The sequence below is a fragment of the Candidatus Latescibacterota bacterium genome, from assembly GCA_019038625.1.
GTDB lineage: Bacteria > Krumholzibacteriota > Krumholzibacteriia > Krumholzibacteriales > Krumholzibacteriaceae > JAGLYV01.
The window spans coordinates 28,455-45,185 of record JAHOYU010000110.1; the positions used below are offsets into that span (position 1 = coordinate 28,455).

The 16,731-nt window shown below is 50.4% G+C and carries 14 protein-coding genes; 9 read left to right on the forward strand and 5 right to left on the reverse strand.

The genetic code is table 11. From position 1 onward, the window contains the following. Positions 1 to 205 precede the first annotated feature (205 nt). From KOO63_08550 to KOO63_08560, 3 genes are read left to right on the forward strand one after another with little or no spacing between them, the layout of a single operon-like run. Positions 206 to 721, forward strand: coding sequence for a thioredoxin family protein (locus KOO63_08550; GenBank protein ID MBU8921855.1), 516 nt, complete (start codon positions 206 to 208; stop codon positions 719 to 721). 53 nt (positions 722 to 774) lie between these two features. After that, a complete protein-coding gene (locus KOO63_08555) occupies positions 775 to 1,167 on the forward strand; it encodes a hypothetical protein (protein MBU8921856.1) in 393 nt (130 codons plus the stop codon). 30 nt (positions 1,168 to 1,197) lie between these two features. Beyond that, positions 1,198 to 2,280, forward strand: coding sequence for an ATP-dependent 6-phosphofructokinase (locus tag KOO63_08560; protein ID MBU8921857.1), 1,083 nt, complete (start codon positions 1,198 to 1,200; stop codon positions 2,278 to 2,280). 7 nt (positions 2,281 to 2,287) lie between these two features. Here the strand turns inward: KOO63_08560 and KOO63_08565 are convergent, their stop codons facing one another. Further along, on the reverse strand, positions 2,288 to 3,475 hold the full coding sequence (locus KOO63_08565; protein ID MBU8921858.1) for a class I SAM-dependent RNA methyltransferase: 1,188 nt from the start codon (positions 3,473 to 3,475) through the stop codon (positions 2,288 to 2,290). Positions 3,476 to 3,596: 121 nt separating this feature from the next. Between KOO63_08565 and KOO63_08570 the strand changes: the two genes are divergently transcribed. From KOO63_08570 to KOO63_08590, 5 genes are read left to right on the forward strand one after another with little or no spacing between them, the layout of a single operon-like run. After that, positions 3,597 to 4,799 carry a glycosyltransferase family 4 protein gene (locus KOO63_08570; GenBank protein MBU8921859.1) on the forward strand — a complete coding sequence of 401 codons (1,203 nt, stop codon included), beginning with the start codon at positions 3,597 to 3,599 and terminating at the stop codon, positions 4,797 to 4,799. An 8-nt stretch (positions 4,800 to 4,807) separates the two neighbouring features. Further along, a complete protein-coding gene (locus KOO63_08575) occupies positions 4,808 to 5,941 on the forward strand; it encodes a DegT/DnrJ/EryC1/StrS family aminotransferase (GenBank protein ID MBU8921860.1) in 1,134 nt (377 codons plus the stop codon). A 20-nt stretch (positions 5,942 to 5,961) separates the two neighbouring features. Further along, positions 5,962 to 7,116 carry a glycosyltransferase gene (locus tag KOO63_08580; GenBank protein MBU8921861.1) on the forward strand — a complete coding sequence of 385 codons (1,155 nt, stop codon included), beginning with the start codon at positions 5,962 to 5,964 and terminating at the stop codon, positions 7,114 to 7,116. Further along, entirely contained in the window at positions 7,113 to 8,027 is a 915-nt protein-coding gene (locus KOO63_08585; GenBank protein ID MBU8921862.1) for a hypothetical protein, read from the forward strand. Before KOO63_08580 ends, KOO63_08585 begins: the two co-directional genes overlap by 4 nt. Before the next feature lie 36 nt (positions 8,028 to 8,063). After that, positions 8,064 to 8,330 (forward strand): hypothetical protein, encoded by a 267-nt coding sequence (locus KOO63_08590; GenBank protein ID MBU8921863.1) that lies wholly within the window; start codon positions 8,064 to 8,066, stop codon positions 8,328 to 8,330. Positions 8,331 to 8,383: 53 nt separating this feature from the next. Here KOO63_08590 and KOO63_08595 read toward each other — a convergent pair whose 3' ends face one another. Both KOO63_08595 and KOO63_08600 read right to left on the reverse strand, forming a co-directional pair. Further along, positions 8,384 to 9,982 (reverse strand): rhomboid family intramembrane serine protease, encoded by a 1,599-nt coding sequence (locus tag KOO63_08595; protein ID MBU8921864.1) that lies wholly within the window; start codon positions 9,980 to 9,982, stop codon positions 8,384 to 8,386. A 276-nt stretch (positions 9,983 to 10,258) separates the two neighbouring features. After that, the gene (locus tag KOO63_08600) at positions 10,259 to 11,656 is read right to left on the reverse strand and encodes an MBL fold metallo-hydrolase (protein MBU8921865.1); all 1,398 of its coding nucleotides are present in this window, start codon (positions 11,654 to 11,656) and stop codon (positions 10,259 to 10,261) included. Between the two features lie 331 nt (positions 11,657 to 11,987). On the opposite strand from KOO63_08600, the gene KOO63_08605 reads away from it, so the two are divergent. Beyond that, a complete protein-coding gene (locus KOO63_08605) occupies positions 11,988 to 13,937 on the forward strand; it encodes a T9SS type A sorting domain-containing protein (GenBank protein ID MBU8921866.1) in 1,950 nt (649 codons plus the stop codon). A gap of 10 nt (positions 13,938 to 13,947) precedes the next feature. Here the strand turns inward: KOO63_08605 and KOO63_08610 are convergent, their stop codons facing one another. Together KOO63_08610 and KOO63_08615 are read right to left on the reverse strand one after the other, a co-directional pair. Continuing rightward, the gene (locus tag KOO63_08610) at positions 13,948 to 15,285 is read right to left on the reverse strand and encodes a TldD/PmbA family protein (protein MBU8921867.1); all 1,338 of its coding nucleotides are present in this window, start codon (positions 15,283 to 15,285) and stop codon (positions 13,948 to 13,950) included. Positions 15,286 to 15,312: 27 nt separating this feature from the next. Continuing rightward, positions 15,313 to 16,728: a TldD/PmbA family protein gene (locus KOO63_08615; GenBank protein MBU8921868.1), complete on the reverse strand. Its 1,416-nt coding sequence runs from the start codon at positions 16,726 to 16,728 to the stop codon at positions 15,313 to 15,315. Positions 16,729 to 16,731 lie beyond the last annotated feature (3 nt).

A 16,731-nucleotide genomic window follows, 5' to 3' on the forward strand; every position in this document is an offset into this window, starting at 1 on the left:
CAGACACTACTCCTGTTGTTCAAGGATACTATAGTGTCTATTTTATAAATATCAGCGGGACAAAAGTTCCTGCAGGAAACAATGAATTCGACTCTTGAGGTCTATTCCTTGATTGTCAGGAAGAGACCGGTCGGTTCTTCTTGAAGTCATTCAATAGCCGGGTTATATTCAATTTTCGCCGAACAATGGGAAGGAGACCCTTGAGATGTCGAGAAAGCTAGGTTTTACGGGACTTATAGTGATAATGATCCTGGTCGGATGTGGTGCTGGCAGTGAAGAGAAGACCGCCGATGGCTGGCTCAGCTTCAACGAGGGCATGGAACTGGCCGCCAGTTCAGGGAAGCCCGTGATTGTCGATTTCTATACTTCATGGTGCAAATGGTGCAAGGTCATGGACAGGGACACTTTTTCCAATCCTGAGGTAAAAGCTGCGTTGGAAAAGGATTTTGTCACAATACGGATAAATGCTGAGAATAGGAAAGATAAGCTCCGATATAAGGGCAAAGAATATACTCCTGTGGAATTGACGAGGTTGTTCAAAGTGAGAGGATTTCCCTCTCTTGCATACATGGAGAGTGATGGAGAACTTATCATGGTCGTGCCCGGTTTCAAAAAACCGGATGTATTCATGCCGACCCTGAGATATATTATAGATGGATGCCACAGGAAAGGCGTCACTCTGGATCAATATATTCGGAATGGCGGAGAATGTGGGAAGTGATCGCTTCAGTATTCTTTGATGCGAGAGGACGGGAATAATTCGAGGATGTAAAGATGTATAGTATTGAAAAAAAGGATTACGGTCTCAGAATCGTTGAGGGGGGAATCGTCGGAATCGAGGAAGCCCTGGAATTACTGAGCGAACTCAAGGCTGAAATAGAAAAAGTAAAACGCCCTTTCCAGATCTTTGTCGACATGAGGACTCTGTTGCCCCTTTCAGAAGAGGTACAGAAAGTGTTTGTCGATGCGCATATATTAGTGCTGGCAAATGGTATGAACAGGTCTGTCGCCATACTCAAAGACAATCTTGTGATTCTTCAGCACATCAAGACCTCCAAAGAAACGGGTCTCGATCAGGTAGAGCGGTATATCAGTGCTCTTGACAATCCCGATTGGGAACAACAGGGACTTGACTGGATACTGGATGGGAAAGAACCGACAGGCTGAAGTCAGCGGTGAAAGAACAGGAGGACGGGAATGAGAATTGGAGTTTTGACTGGTGGTGGGGATGCCCCTGGACTGAACCCTGCGATTGCCGGAGTGGTGGAACGTGCGTCGATGTACGGACACAAGGTGATAGGTCTCAAACGCGGATGGGAAGCACTGTGCATCAAGGATAACAAGAATCATGTCGTGGAACTGGGGCCTGAGATAATCCGTGAGTACAGCAGGCTCGGTGGCAGCAAGCTTCTCTGCAGCAGGACCAATCCCGTTTCGGAAAAGAATGACAGGACCGAACTGGTCCTGAAAAATATCAAGAAATTAAAGCTGGATGCCCTGATCGCGATGGGTGGAGACGACACACTGGGCGCTGGAGCTGTTCTGGCAGAGCGAGGAGTACCTGTAATAGGTATCCCCAAGACTATCGACAGGGACCTTGCTGGAACAGAATACTCCCTGGGATATGATACAGCTCTCAATGTGATCACCGATTGCGCCGAGCGTATCGCGCAATCCGCCGAATCACACCAGACGATCTTTTTCCTGGAAGTGATGGGTCGTCACGCGGGATGGCTGGCATTGAGGGGTGGAGAGGCGGCTTTCGCTGACGTCATCCTGATCCCGGAATACGCCTTCACGATCGATAAACTTTCAGAAGTCCTGCGCGAGCAGCTGGAAACCAGCACCAAAATCGGATTTGACCATGTCTACAAGATAATCGTGGTTGCCGAAGGAGCTCATATCACCGGTGAGGAAGAAGTCAGAAAAGATGCCAAGATCGACGACTTCGGTCATTACAGCCTCGGTGGAGTGGGAAACTATCTGAAAGGCCTTATGGAACACAGGTTCCGGCACACAAGATACTCAGCGCTTGCGTATCTGCAGAGAGGCGCCCCGCCATCCCAGAAAGACAGGCAGATCGGCAGGCGTTTCGGACATAACGCCGTCGAGATGCTGAACAGCGGTGACACGGGATACATGGTCGCGGTCCAGCGTTCAAGGCTGGTCAAGGTCCCTCTGGCGGAAGTGAAGAACTCTCCGAGCCTGGTCGATGTCGATAAGTACTATAATACCGACAAGTTGAACGTAAAGATCGAGTGGACCGATATGGCGGAGTAGTGAGCCATCATCTCCTGAATAATCCAACCATTTCAACATGGTATGTCCCCGGAAACATATCTATAAGGTGGAGTTTGTTCAGCGAATAACCGGATTCGATCAGGCGTGAGGCGTCCCTGGCAAATGTGGGGGGCTCGCAGGATACCATTATTATTTCAGGTGGGCGAAGTTTTATTATTCCCCTGGCAGCTTCCGCGGGGATGCCGCTCCTGGGTGGATCGGCGATGAGCAGGTCCGTTTGTCCGATCCGGAAGATCTCTTTTTCGACCTTGCCCTTTCTGAAGGTAACATTCGATATTTTGTTGAGTTTCTTTGCCGCAAGCGCGCTTTTATGCCCGTTTCGGTCGTTTTCGATGCCGATGGCTTCTCCTGCAATCTTCGAAAAGGGAAGGGTAAAAAATCCAGCTCCGCAGTACAGATCCAACAGTCTGTGGGGAGTCGAAGAAGAGAGAGAGAGGGTCTTCTCGATAAGGGTATCGGTCATAAGGCGATTAACCTGGAAGAATGATTGTGGAGATATGGGGAAGTGGTATCCCCCGGCTTCCATCAGCACATCCGGTGGACTTACGTGATCTTTCAGTCCCCAGAAATGCACGGTGTCAAACCTGTCCATCCTGACTCTGACTTCGCTGACTGGAACAAGGCAGCTCGCGGGAATGGCCGCTATCGCCGACCTCATCTCCTCGGGTAGTAGAAGGCATCCTCCCTCGGGAAATGGGACTATGTCGTCCGACTCCCGGCGTATAAAACCCGGATTTCCGTCCCTGTCCACATGGAAGACAGAATGATTACGGTAGCCATAACGGCTGGGGCAGGAGGTGAATTCGTCGATCGATGTCTTGATTCCGCCGATTCTTTCAAGACTTTCCAGCGCGGTGGTTTTTTTCACCTCGATCTCGTTTTCATAGGAGAGGTGAAGCATGTGGCAGCCGCCGCAGATCCCGAATATCGGGCAATCCGGTTCGATCCGAAGTGGTGATGGTTCGATTATGTTTTCCAGTTTGCCGAAGAGGACTTTCTTTTTGTCTGCCGTTATCTCGAAAGTGACCAGGTCGCCGGGCGCTGTATACGGGAGAAAGATGGTCTTTCCCTCGGAATGCCCCAGCCCCAGTCCGCCATATACTATTTTTTTTATCTCCACCGGTTCCCGGCTCATAATGATCCTCCAGAAGTTTTTAATTGTCTCTTCATGCATGATACCTCTTTCAAGCTCTTGATGATAGATGATTTGTATTGAATACGGTCAGATGGACAGCTATTATTCACAGGTCGCTAAGGCTGAGAGGCTTTTCCCGCTGTGACAGAAAGGAAATCTTTTGCGTATCGGTATGGTATTGAAGGGCAGGATACCCCCTCCTGATATCCGTGTGGAGAAGGAGGCCGGGACCCTGGCTGCGGAAGGTCACGAAGTTCATCTTCTTCTTGAGCGTGGAGAGGGAGAAGAACTGGAAGCCATGAACGGCCCTATCCACATGTACCGGGGCGTTGAGATGGGCAAGTGGAGAGAGAAGTATCACAGGTACACTTTCAACTTCACATACAGGGATCGGCTTTGGGAAAAGGCTATCACGGATTTTGTGAAAAGTCGAAAAATAGAGGTGCTTCATATTCACGATCTTCCGCTGGTGGGCGAAGCGGTCAGGGTCGGGCGAATGCAAGGTATTCCTGTAGTCGCTGATCTGCACGAGAATTATCCCGGCGGCCTGCAGGTCTGGTACACGAGCCAATTCAAAAAGAAGACCATATACGGGTTCAGGCGCTGGGCCCGGTACGAAAGAGAGATACTGAGAGAAGTCGATGCTATCATAGCGGTGATCGAGGAATCGAAGGAAAGGATCAAGGGGCTGGGAATTCCTGGAGAGAAGATCCATGTGGTTCCGAACACTGCTCATGTGGAGAGGATCAACATTCCTCTCGATCCGGCTATCACGGAAAAGTACTCGGACTATTTCATGATCTCCTATATCGGAGGCTTTGCTCCTCACAGGGGGCTGGACACCGTAATAAGGTCCGTTCCTTTTATGAAGGAGAGGATAAAGGATCTCAGGGTCGTTCTTGTGGGCGACAGGAACAAGCCATACATGGACTACCTCAAGAGACTTTCTGCCAGTCTCGGCTGCGAAGATACGGTCGAGATGCCCGGATGGCAGCCCTTTGAAAAAATCTGGAGCTATATCGATGCAAGTTCCGTCTGCCTTGTCCCACATGCGAGGAATCCGCACACAGACACCACGATCCCACACAAGATCTTTCAATACATGATGGTGAAAAAGCCGGTAATCGTGAGCGACTGCCCACCCCTGAAGAGGGTGATCGAGGATTCCGGTGGAGGTCTGGTCTTTACCTGGGACCGTCCCGAAGAACTCGCTGAGAGTGTGACGAGACTTTATGAGGATGAGGAAACCAGAAAAAATACAGGAGAGAGAGGGTGTGAAGCCTTCCTCGACCGTTACAACTGGGACAGTACCAGTGATGAGCTCAAGGAGCTTTATCGTGGGCTGGCCAAAAGGAAGAAGTGAGGGAATCGATGGAAGTGAAGCTGCTCGACCTGGTTGCACAGTATGATAAGATCAGGAGTGAGATAGAAGCCGCGGTCCGTGACGTCATGGAATCCCAATATTTCATCATGGGGCCGAAAGTAGCCGAGTTCGAACGATCCGTGGCAACATATTGCAGCGTAGAATATGCCACTGGTGTGGCCTCGGGATCCGATGCCATCCTTCTGGCCCTTATGGCGCTTGATATCGGCCCCGGAGATGAAGTCATCACGACGCCTTACACCTTCTTTTCAACAGTCAGTTCGATAACGAGGCTTGGAGCCACACCGGTCATGGTCGATATCGATCCTGCCACATATAACATCTCGCCCGAGAAGATCGAAGATGCGATCACGTCCAGGACGAAGGCTGTCCTTGTCGTGCATCTGTTCGGTCAGCTGGCGGAGATGGAGAGGATCTGCGCGATGGCCGATTCACGCGATATCCCGGTCATAGAGGACGCGTGCCAGTCGATCGGAGCGTCGTATAAGGGGAAGAAAGCAGGTGCTTTCGGACTGGGTGGTTGTTTCTCATTTTTTCCCTCCAAGAATCTCGGTGGCTTTGGGGATGGCGGGATGGTAGTGACTGGAGATAAGGATTTTGATTTGCGGCTGCGCCTTCTGCGCGGGCATGGAGCGAGGGAGAGGTACTATCATGACGAGGTCGGGATCAACAGCCGACTGGATGCGATACAGGCAGCGGTCCTCGAAGTCAAACTGAAATACCTGGATGAGTGGAGTGAGGGAAGGCGCAGGAACGCCGCTTATTATTCCGAAGGACTGGCCGATCTGCCGGGAATCTCCACTCCAGTGACTGCCGAGGGAAATGTCAGCATCTTCAATCAATATGTGATTCGGGCAAGAGATAGAGATTCGCTCAAATCGTTCCTTGTCTCGCAGAGTATCGGTTGTGAGATATACTATCCCGTACCACTTCATATGCAGAAGTGTTTTTCTTTTCTGGGGCAGTCGAAGGGAGACCTGCCTGAAGCGGAAAAAGCCTCTGAACAGACTCTGGCTCTGCCTGTCTACACTGAATTGGCAGAGCAGCAGCAGGATTTTGTCATAGATAAAATAAAAGAATTTTATGCGGACAGGGAAGTAGAGCCCCTGGCCAGCACTTAACGAAGGAGAAAAGGCTTCCATTGAAAGTAGTTTGTTTTTCGGAGATCCAGTGGCAGTACGTCAGGACTAGAAAGCAGCAGATCATCGGCCGCTTTCCGGCAGACTGGGAGATTCTTTTCCTGTCCAGCGTCGTTAAGGGTAAGAAGAACAATTTCAGGCCTGCCAGGGACGGTAATGTCACGCATGTCTGTATCCCCGCTTTGAAGAACTTTCCTCAAAAATTACTGAGGATTCTTTTTTCCTTTCCTCCTGCCAGGTTCCTGTGGAACATAATCCTGTTTCTCTGGGTTCATACCATACTTTCCATTACCGGTTTTTCCGGAGGAGCCCGGGTCTTTTTCGTCTCCAATATTTATTACGCGGCGGTGCTACCGCTATTCATGCGATCTTTCATCCTGTATGATTGCAACGATGATCCTCTTGAATTTCCTGGCTCGCCCCCCTGGGCGGGGAAGTATTTCAGGAAACTCGTATCCATATCCGATGTCCTGGTCGCGGTAAGCAGGGGATTGGTAGAACGCCTTCATTCAATGGGAGTGAAGAATGTGAGCTATATTGGCAATGGTGTCGATTATGGACTTTTCAGGAAGGCGGCCGAACAAGGCATTCCTGAAGAGATGAAAAAATTCAATAGACCTGTTCTGGGATACTCTGGGGCGATAGCTCCGTGGTTCGATATGGAACTGCTCAATATGGTCGCGGAGTCTTTCCCGGAAGCATCGATAGTCTTGATGGGGCCACTTTTCGAACCGTTGCGCGAAAGACTCGAGAAGTTGATAGCCGAAAAGGGTAATGTTTTCTATGTTGGATCGAAACCATATGAACGACTGGGTGCCTATATCAATGCGCTTGATATCTGTATGATCCCGTTGCAGATGAACGAACTCATGCGTATGGCGGATCCCAACAAGATATATGAATACGCTGCCGTGGAAAAACCGATCGTTACATACAAATTCGCTCCCGAGATGGAAGAACTGGATGGGATGATATATCTGGCGGAAAGCCGGGTGGAATTTGTCGAGGGTATAAGGAAAGCGCTGAAAGAGGGGGCGGATTCTGCGAAGTTGCGTCAATTTGCGATGGCATGCAGCTGGCAATCACGTGCCGATGCTATGATCGCGTTGATCGAGAGAAGATGTGCTTCAGGAGACTACGGAGAGGAGTGTCGATGAAACAGCTTGTGCAGTTAATAGCAGGGGTTATTCTTTTGTCTACCGTTTTGTCCGGATGTTCCGGCAGAGACGGGAATCAGGATCTTTACATCTTCGAGGAACTTGAGACTGCTTCTTCTCTCGAAGATCCGTCCGGCAGGGTGGAGAGATTGAAGATATTCGCAGCTAACAATCCTGATCATCCAGCAAGATCAATAGCCTATTCAAGGATATTTGAGACTATGGTCGTCGACATGAACGACGAAGACGGGTCTTTGGTATGGTTCGGTCAGGTAATGGAAAAGGAGAAGGAACCTTTTATCCGAGGCGACCTTCTATACAGGAAATTCGCCTTTCTGTGGGAAAAAGACAAAGAATCCGCGATTCTACTGGCCGAGCAGATACTGGCCGGGTCAGAGAGCGATTACCGTCTGCATCTGTACCTTTGTTACTATCTGATGAGTGAGGAATCCAGCGATAAGTTAACAGAAAAGCTGTTCGAGAAACTGCAGGGATTGACCAGCAACGAATATAAATTAAAACACGCAAGATCAGTTTATGGTGAGTTCCTCTTTGACCGGAATAGAGAGGATGAGGGCGTGGCTGTTTTGGCCAAAGCGGGAGATTATCCTTTCGCCAACGAAAAACTGGCCACGTATCTCTGGGAAAAGGATATGCGGAAGGAGGCCATCGAGTCTTATATCATGTTTGTCGCTGGAGCGCCTGGTGCGAGAGAGCATGTAAATGTTGACAGTCTGTACAGCCTCGTTTATCCGGACAGTAAGGATCTCAATGATCGGATCTCGGCGATGAGGATAATCGATGAGGGTGTGCTTCCCGATATGGATTTTTCCGATTTGAACGGAATGACTCACAAACTGTCGGAATATCGGGGCGATATACTCATAATCAGTGCATGGAGCCCTACCTGACCGCCTTGTATTGCGGAGTTGCCGCAACTGGAAGAATTGAAGAAGTCCGAAAGTGAAAAAGGTTTCAAGCTCCTGCTTATCGATTCCAAAGGCATGGTGAAACGCAGCAGGGAGATACTCGAGGAAAAGAAAGTGACGATCCCTCTGTTGATAGATTCGAGGTTCTATTCGAGGAATGTCCTTACGACTATGTATACTCCGACTACGATCGTCATCGACAGGGAAGGCCGGTTGAGAGCACGTCTGGTCGGTGGTTCGAAAGATTTCGAGCAGGTTCTGATGGATATCGTCGAATCGTTGTGATCATGCGGTTCAGGTTGGGAAATTCCGTCGACTGTTAAGATCGGAAATACTTACTATATTTCGCAGGGGCTTCCCGCAAGGCTCTCCATCGAGCTCTTCATCTCCGAGATCGTCGATTTCAGCGCCGGATCGATATTCAGGGTCAACGCGTGATCAAGTGTGTTGATGGCATCGTTGATGTTGTTCAATCCGGAGGTCAGTAGTTTTGCCAGTGAGATCGAGGCTTTGGCGCTCAGGGTAGGAGACGCATTGATCTTAATGATCGAGCTGTATATGTCGTGAGCTTCACCATACCTGCCAGTGCTCTGCAGGTGTTTTCCGACCTTGAGCAGCAGCTGCGGGTTTACCGCCTTATCATTCTGAACACGGATCATATCCAGTGCCAGTTCGGTTGCTTCATCCATCCTGCTTTTGAGCAGCAGGCTCTTCAGTGTCAGCTGATTTATGGACAGAGAGTCATTTTCGATACCTGCTTCACGGTAGATCATAGCTATGTCACGGGCGAGATCGAAGTTTTCAGGGTTTTCACTGATAAGCTGGGAAAAGAGGATCTTTGCTCGTTCCACGCTGCCCTGTCGGATGCTGTCGCAGGCTTCGTCGAACCTCGGATCTTTTAATACTCCCTCCTGAACCTGTTTCTTTTTTACCAGGGGATCTATGATCTTTTCTTCCAGTCCCGTTGCTTGGAAAACGAGTGCCGTTACTATGCCGGCCAGGTATCCCATTATATGAGCAAGGTAGGCTACGTTCGAACCCCCCACGAAATCGGACATCGATTTGAGGGCGACCTGTTGTATGAACCAGAAGGGAAGAAAGACGAACGCGGGGAGGTGAAAGGTCCCCCATAACGGCCGGAACAGGAACATGAAAAAATAGAAGAATTTGATCTTTGTCATAAAATGACGGACTGTAAATGCTCCCATCGCGGCAGCAATCGCTCCTGAAGCTCCGATGAGAGGCATCCCCGAGGAAGTATCCTGCAGGCTGTGAGCAAGACCGGCAAACATGCCCCCACATAGATAAAAGGCCAGGAACGGTCCGCGGCCCCAGGTGTCTTCGAGAAGGCATCCTACAACCCAGAGAAAGAGCATGTTACCGAGCAGATGCCAAATGTCTCCATGGAGAAAGAGATGAGTGATGAAGGTCCAGAACCTGTTCATATTTCTGGGAACCAGACCCAGGGCAAACGAAGGGATCCTGTTTAGGACACTTTCTTCCTTTTTCTGAATACTCTTCCATTCTGCGAGCAGTTCCTGTCTGACAGGCTCACCTTTGTAGAAAGACGCGTCGCGTTTGTACAGAGTATTTCCAAAATTTTCGAGATCCTTAAAACAGGAATATGAATTTCCCATCGCTGTAAATATATTGGATTCCAGGTCGGCATAGTCGCTTGAACCAGCGATACCGTCCATCGCCATTTCCTGGAGATTGTCTATATACCCGTTTTCAAGATAGAACTCATCGTTTTCGAGAAGGAACAGGTGGACCTGTACATGGTAGATCTCCCGTTCGACTTTGAAGAGGTCGGCGTGGATATCGCCGCCGGTCATACTTGTCAGCATATGCACAACTATACAGATGACAATGAGTGAGATCGTGACCTTCGGTTTAAGGGCCAGAGTGCTTTTGGTGCCTACAGGTAAGATGATCAACTTCTTTGCCTCTCTGCAACAGATGAACGTGACATGTTGCAATATGAGAGAATACTATTTATAGTATCCCGGCCTTTCCATACGCCATATGCGTAACAGAACAAATGATACGCAGTTATCTCGATTGTTCGGCTTGTGACTTTAGTCATGACTGGAAATTGCAAGAAGAGTTCCATCGATCAGAGGTTTATCTGACGATAGATCGATTGGCCAGGATCTCCAACCAGGAGGACTTGCCGACAGGCTTGGCGGCAAGTCTCTGATACCTGTCAGTGGTCAAACAAGTTCTATCTCGTCCCCTGTCTCCGGGAGGAAGACAGGTAGCCCTTTGCTCTTGAGAAGGTCGTAGAGTTTCTGTGACTGGTCTTCCTCTCCGTGGACTATAAAGATCTTTTTTACCGAGCCTTTGAGAGGCAGAGCGTAGTTCAGAAGATCGTCCCGGTCGGCATGTGCGGAAAAGGAGTTCATTATTTCCACTTTTGCTCTCAGTGCCCGCTCTTCTCCGAAGATTTTCACCTTCTCATGCTTTTCTACGATTCTTCTGCCAAGGGTATTTTTTGCCATGTAACCGATCACCATCACAGTGTTCTTCGGGTCGCCGATATTGTTTTTCAGATGATGGACTATACGGCCTGCTTCGCACATCCCCGAGGCTGATATGATTATCATCGGCCTGTTTTCCTGATTGAGGCTCTTTGATCTTTCCACATCCCTTATATATTCGATCCTGTTCGTTCCCAGCGGGTCCTGCCCAGAACGGAAAGCATCGTACATCTCCTCGTCATAGCACTCCGGGTGCCTGATGAAGACCTCTGTCACGTTCACTGCCAGGGGACTGTCCACGTAGATCGGGATGCTGGGGATCCTGTCTTCCTGAAGGAGCTGGTTGAGATAGTATGCTATCTCCTGTGTCCGCTCAAGCGCGAACGAGGGGATGATGACTTTACCACCTCTGTTGACAGTATCAGTTATCACTTCAGCGAGACGGTTCTTGGTCGTGTCGACCGAATCATGGAGCCTTCCCCCGTAGGTGCTTTCCAGGAACAGATAGTCGATATCAGGTGGGGTCTCCGGATCGTTCAGGATCGGCATATCCTTTCTCCCGAGATCCACCGCATAGGCGACACGGATCGTCCGGCCATCCTTTTCGATCTCGATAAGGGGGTTCGCGGAGCCAAGGACATGGCCGGCGTCATAGAATGTCACAGAGATATCGTCGGTCACCCTGACCTTCTGTTCGTAGGGGTGGCCGGAAAAAAACTGAAGAGAGTCTTCAGCATCCTGACGCGTATAAATGGGATCTGCTGGAGGTAGTCCTTTCTTTTTGTGGACCTTGTTGACGTATTTGATACTTTCTTCCTGGATGTGTCCACTGTCTGGAAGCATCTTCGAGCAGAGGTCCCTCGTAGCATCTGTGGTCACTATCCGTGAATCGAATCCCTGTTTGACCAGGTTAGGAATATTTCCGCTGTGATCTATATGAGCATGGGAGAGGATGCACGCGTCAAGTGTAGCGGGGTCGTACGGGAAAGTCGAGTTCTTGGAATAAAAATCTTTTCTGCGGCCCTGGAAGAGTCCACAGTCGATGATCACTTTTGATGATTCCGTTGTGATCAAGTGATTCGATCCTGTCACTTCCCTTACAGCACCGATAAAAGTTGTTTTGACGCTCATCTTACTCCCTTCAGGTAAACTGCCCTCATAAGGGCAGCAGAGCAGGAAAATCGCAATAAGCAATAAAAACAGACAGTCTGATAAAACTCCATGACAGCATTTCAGTTTTCCGCATTGAAAAAAACAGTTTGAAACATCCGTTGCTGACTGTTCCATCTGATTCTCGATCATTCCTCATGCGGACCTGTCAGGTGAGGATATTACCATACAAAGGTCCCGCATTAAAGACCCTTCTCCGGTCAGTATTTATTGGAAGGGGTCTGCAACTGTTTATGGAACATGGATTGCTCCGATCCATCACGGCAGCAGCTCATTCGCAAGGTGAGCGTAGATGACATTTAGAATTATTTATTCCGCAGGAATAATTTGCATACTGACACCTGTTCTTCTCGTCCTTTCCACCGTGCCATCACAGGGAGCGTGGAACGAAACGGGACGCTCTGTATGTACCGCGACCGGTAACCAGTGGTATCCGACAATAGTCAGGGGAGACGCAGATAACGCTCTCATGATATGGCAGGATTACCGCTCGGGCAGTGGCGACATTTATATACAGAAGATCGATGGAGGCGGTGACACGCAGTGGACTCCGAACGGGATAGCTGTGTGTACGGAGCAAGCCGACAGGGAATTCTTCCGGCAGGCTGTTTCTGATGGATCGGGAGGAGCGATCCTCGCGTGGACGGATCATCGAGCCGGTCTCATCGACATCTTTGTCCAGAGGGTGGATAGCGGGGGAGTCCCCGTCTGGTCAGGCCCGGGTATCCAGGTATCCACAAGTTCAGGGAATGATTACTACCCGGCAATCTGTCCCGATGGTCAGGGGGGTGTTCTGCTGGCATGGCAGAGAGGGCTCGATGAAACGAGTGTGATCAGGGTTCAGAAGGTGAATGGCTCTGGAGAATCACAATGGACATATGGTGGGATAGAACTGTCCGACGAGTCAGGACTATTTCTTCCGGTCATCGTCGATGACGGGAGTGGGGGCATGATCGCCATGTGGGTAGCAGGGGATGCTTCGGCCGGCATAATAATGGCTCAGCGCATAAGTGCAGCCGGTCAGCGAATGTGGGGCCAGTCCGGAGTCGCTGTCTGTCCTCCGGGCGTTGCAAACAGTTTTCCGGTGATACTCGGGGATGCTGCGGGAGGGTGCATGGTCGTCTGGGAAGATCTTCGCAACGGCCAGAGGGACATTTATTCTCAAAAACTGGACGGTAACGGCGACCTGCTCTGGGATCCGGAAGGAGTGCATGTTTCAGTCAGTGAAGGAGAAAAATGGTTTCCCCAGGCGGTCCGTATCAATGATGGCGGTATAATCGTCGTCTGGGTGGACGCGAGAGATGATGACTCTGATCTTTACGCGCAGAGAATCGGGCCGGAAGGAGATCTTCTATGGTCTGCCGGAGGCAACCTGGTCTGCGGAGCTGTTGGGCATCAGCTGAATCCGAGGATGGAGATGAGTTCCGGGGGCGATATCATCGTCGTATGGCAGGACGGCCGCGGTGACGACTATGATATCTACGTTCAACGTGTCGATATTGCCGGCCTGATATTATGGGAAACCGGTGGTCAGGCCGTTGTCTCACTTCCGGATGATCAACGTATTCCCGAGATAATTACCGATGATGCCGGAGGGGCGCTTGTCACCTGGGAACAGTGGGACGGCGACTCTGACATCTATAGTCAGCGGATTGACAGAGAAGGACATTATCTGGCCACCTCGCTGGCCGGGTTTACAGCTGACTCTCGGAGTGACATGATAGAGATCGTCTGGACGATGAATGAAAGTGAGCCGGAAATGGTGTTCACTATCTCCAGGCAGGCATCCGGAGAAACTATCTTCGGACTTCTCGATATCGGGCCGGAGGAATCTACGGAGGAGACTTTTATTGTCAGAGACAGAGATATCGAGCCCGGTGTGGAATATAGATACAGGGTCTCGGTGACAGGGTCAGAAGGTTTAAAACTACTTTTCGAAACGGCGCCACTGAGTATCGGGGCGGGAGTGAATATCGTCCGTCAGAACTATCCGAATCCGTTTAATCCTGTTACGACCATAGCCTATGTACTGGCGGCGGACTTGAGCGTCGAGCTGACCGTATATGATGTGTCCGGACGACGGATAGCTGTCCTTGAGGAGGGGATTCAGCTGCGAGGAAACCATGAAGTCGTGTGGAATGGAACCGATATCAGAGGAAACAGGGTTTCGTCCGGTGTCTATTTCTACAGGTTGAGAGCGGGGAAGGATCTGTTCACGAAAAAGATGGTGTTACTCAGATAGTGACCGTTACTCAGCTGCCGCTGATCGTCATCCGGTCGATCTTGAAAGCGGGAGAGGCGACAGTCGACTTCCAGTCGAGGCTGTCTTCGACCATGCTGATTTTCGAGAGCATTTCGCTGAAGGTGCCGGCAATTGTGAATTCGGTCACCGGATGAGTGAGTTTTCCGTCTGAGATCCAGATGCCCTGGGCTCCCTGGGAAAAATCACCACTCGACCAGTTTGCTCCCGGTCCCGACAGGGCCGTCAGAAAGAGGCCTTCGTCGATACTGGATATGATCTCGTCAAGCGTACGCTTTCCCGGGACCATATAAAAATTCGAAATACCTCCCGAGCTTCCCGTTGTCTTCATCGAGAGTTTACGGGCCTGATAGCTACTGAGAAGATAGCTTTTGAGGACACCGTTCTCGACTACCGTGTTTTTTTTACTTCTCACGCCTTCAGCATCAAAAGGTCTGCTGCCGAGTCTGCCTGGCATCAACGGGTCGTCTATGATCGTCACAAGAGGTGAAGATATCTCTTTGCCCAGCATGTCGGCCAGGAACGACGAGCGTTTGTATATGTTTCCGCCATTGACTGCCGAAGCTATGCAGCCCAGGAATTTTCTGGCTGATACCTGATCGAAGATGACAGGAACGCTGCAGGTCTTCGGTTTGATGGCTCCAAGTTTTCGCAGGGTACGTTTGACGGCAATACTTGCTGTATTTTCTATCGGATCCAGGCCGGCCCTGTCACAGGAAGTTGAAAACCAGAAGGAAGATTGTTTCCTCGCGGTGTTTTCACCGTCCTGAGCCGTGTCTTCGGCAGCGCAGGAAATGTCTGTGGAAAACCATGTCTGCTTGTATCCCTCGCAGAACCCCGATGAATTCGCGAAGACCAGAGAATATATTCCTGATGAATATGATGCGCCGTCGGAAATGATCCTCTTGTCCATTTCGCATGCCGCCTTTTCGAGGGCCATTGCGATGGATATCTTCTCGTCTGCAGGTATTCCTGCGGCCTCAAGATCGAAAAGGCCCTGGATCTCTCCAGCGACGCCGGTCTCCTCCGGATCCGGCAGGCTGAAATATTCATCCCTGTCCATTACCGAAGAGAGTTCCACAGCTTCCCCGATCATTTTTCTGATATTTTCAGAGGAAAGATCACTTGTAGTGATAGAGGATTTCCTCTTTCCCACAGAAAGGGTGATCGAGATGCGGCTCGAAACGGATTCCGTGAGATTGTCCGTGCGTTCGTTTCGTACCGTAACGCTGAACCGATCCTGTCCGGAAACGGTGACCTCAGCGGTCTCTGCGCCCTCCCCGATAGTCGTTTTTACGGCATCCAGGGCCAGTGTTTTCATCTCATCCATATTCATGTCCGGTCACTCCGTTATTTGTCAGCCCAGTTCGCTGCCTCCGACCGTGATACTTGAGATCTTAATCGTGGGAAGTCCCACTCCCACAGGAACAGATTGTCCCTTGCCACATGTCCACCTGCCATCACTGAACGCAAAATCATTGCCCACATGAGTCACCCTCGAAAGGACTTCGGGCCCGTTTCCTGTCAGCGTCAGGTTTTTCACAGGCACGGTGATTTTTCCGTTTTCGACCAGGTAAGCCTCGATCGGGACGAACACGAAATCGCCGTTGGAGATATCGACCTGCCCGCCCTTGAAAGACTTGCAGTAGATCCCTTTTTTTGTAGATCTGAATATCTCGCCGGGGTCGGTTTCTCCGTTGGCGAGGTATGTGACGGTCATGCGTGGCATGGGGGGGTACCTGTAGCTTTCCCTGCGGCCGTTTCCGGTCGGTGAAGTATTGAAGAAACTGGCGCTTATCCTGTCCTGCATGAAGCCCTTCAGGATACCTTTCTCTATAAGGACGGTCGGTTCGGTAAGAACACCCTCATCGTCGAAATTCAGGGAACCGCGATCGTGCATGATTGTACCATCATCTATTACGGTGACAAGATCACTCGCGACCTTGTCGCCTACACGGCCGGTATAGGCCGATGTCTTTTTCCGGATAAAGTCCGCTTCGAGCGGGTGCCCGACAGATTCGTGAAGAAGGATACCTGATTCGGCCGGTGCCAGTATGAGCTCCATCTGACCGGCAGGGGCATCGATTGCTTCAAGCAGAAGAAGGGCCTGTCTGGCCGCTTCCGAACCATGTTCGGTCGGGGTCTTTTTGGTGAAGTACTCAGGTCCGATCCTTCCGCCACCACTCGATATACCCACCTGGCGATTACCGTTTCGTTCTCCGATCGCGGAAACAGATATCCGCGTCATGGGCCTGACGTCTCTCAGGGAGTGGCCGTCCGATGTGATCAGTCTTATGGTCCTCATGCTGTCCGCGAGAGTGACGGATACCTTTACTATGCTGGGATCGCTGTTCCTCGCGGCCTTTTCAGCCTGTTCGATCCAGCCGGTTTTTCTGTCAAGCGGTTCGTCTGTGGTGAGTCGGTCGAGTGGATAATAATCTTTGTGTTCGATCTCATGATATGAAGCAGGAGGTGTTGTTCTCCCCGAATCGGCTATCGCGGCAGCTGTGAGAGCCGCTTTCTGCATCTTGTCGAGAGAGAGTTCCTCTGTATACGCGTAACCTGTACCCTCGCCCTTTACGCACCTGATCCCGACCCCCATGGATACCGATTTGATTCCTTCTTTGACTATTCCTTCTTCCATAGTGATGATGTTTTCTATGGAATGTTCGAAGAAAAGGTCACTGAAATCACATCCGCGTGACATAGCGGTAGACAGTACTTTTTCTGTGTCCTCGTCACTGATTCCGAAATGATCTATATATCCAGGCAAGTG

Excerpts from the sequence above, each read along its gene's own strand:
- KOO63_08550 (MBU8921855.1), top strand. The coding sequence starts at position 206 with ATGTCGAGAAAGCTAGGTTTTACGGGACTTATAGTGATAATGATCCTG.
- KOO63_08555 (MBU8921856.1), top strand. The coding sequence starts at position 775 with ATGTATAGTATTGAAAAAAAGGATTACGGTCTCAGAATCGTTGAGGGG.
- KOO63_08560 (MBU8921857.1), top strand. The coding sequence starts at position 1,198 with ATGAGAATTGGAGTTTTGACTGGTGGTGGGGATGCCCCTGGACTGAAC.
- KOO63_08565 (MBU8921858.1), bottom strand. The coding sequence starts at position 3,475 with ATGCATGAAGAGACAATTAAAAACTTCTGGAGGATCATTATGAGCCGG.
- KOO63_08575 (MBU8921860.1), top strand. The coding sequence starts at position 4,808 with ATGGAAGTGAAGCTGCTCGACCTGGTTGCACAGTATGATAAGATCAGG.
- KOO63_08585 (MBU8921862.1), top strand. The coding sequence starts at position 7,113 with ATGAAACAGCTTGTGCAGTTAATAGCAGGGGTTATTCTTTTGTCTACC.
- KOO63_08600 (MBU8921865.1), bottom strand. The coding sequence starts at position 11,656 with ATGAGCGTCAAAACAACTTTTATCGGTGCTGTAAGGGAAGTGACAGGA.
- KOO63_08605 (MBU8921866.1), top strand. The coding sequence starts at position 11,988 with ATGACATTTAGAATTATTTATTCCGCAGGAATAATTTGCATACTGACA.
- KOO63_08610 (MBU8921867.1), bottom strand. The coding sequence starts at position 15,285 with ATGGATGAGATGAAAACACTGGCCCTGGATGCCGTAAAAACGACTATC.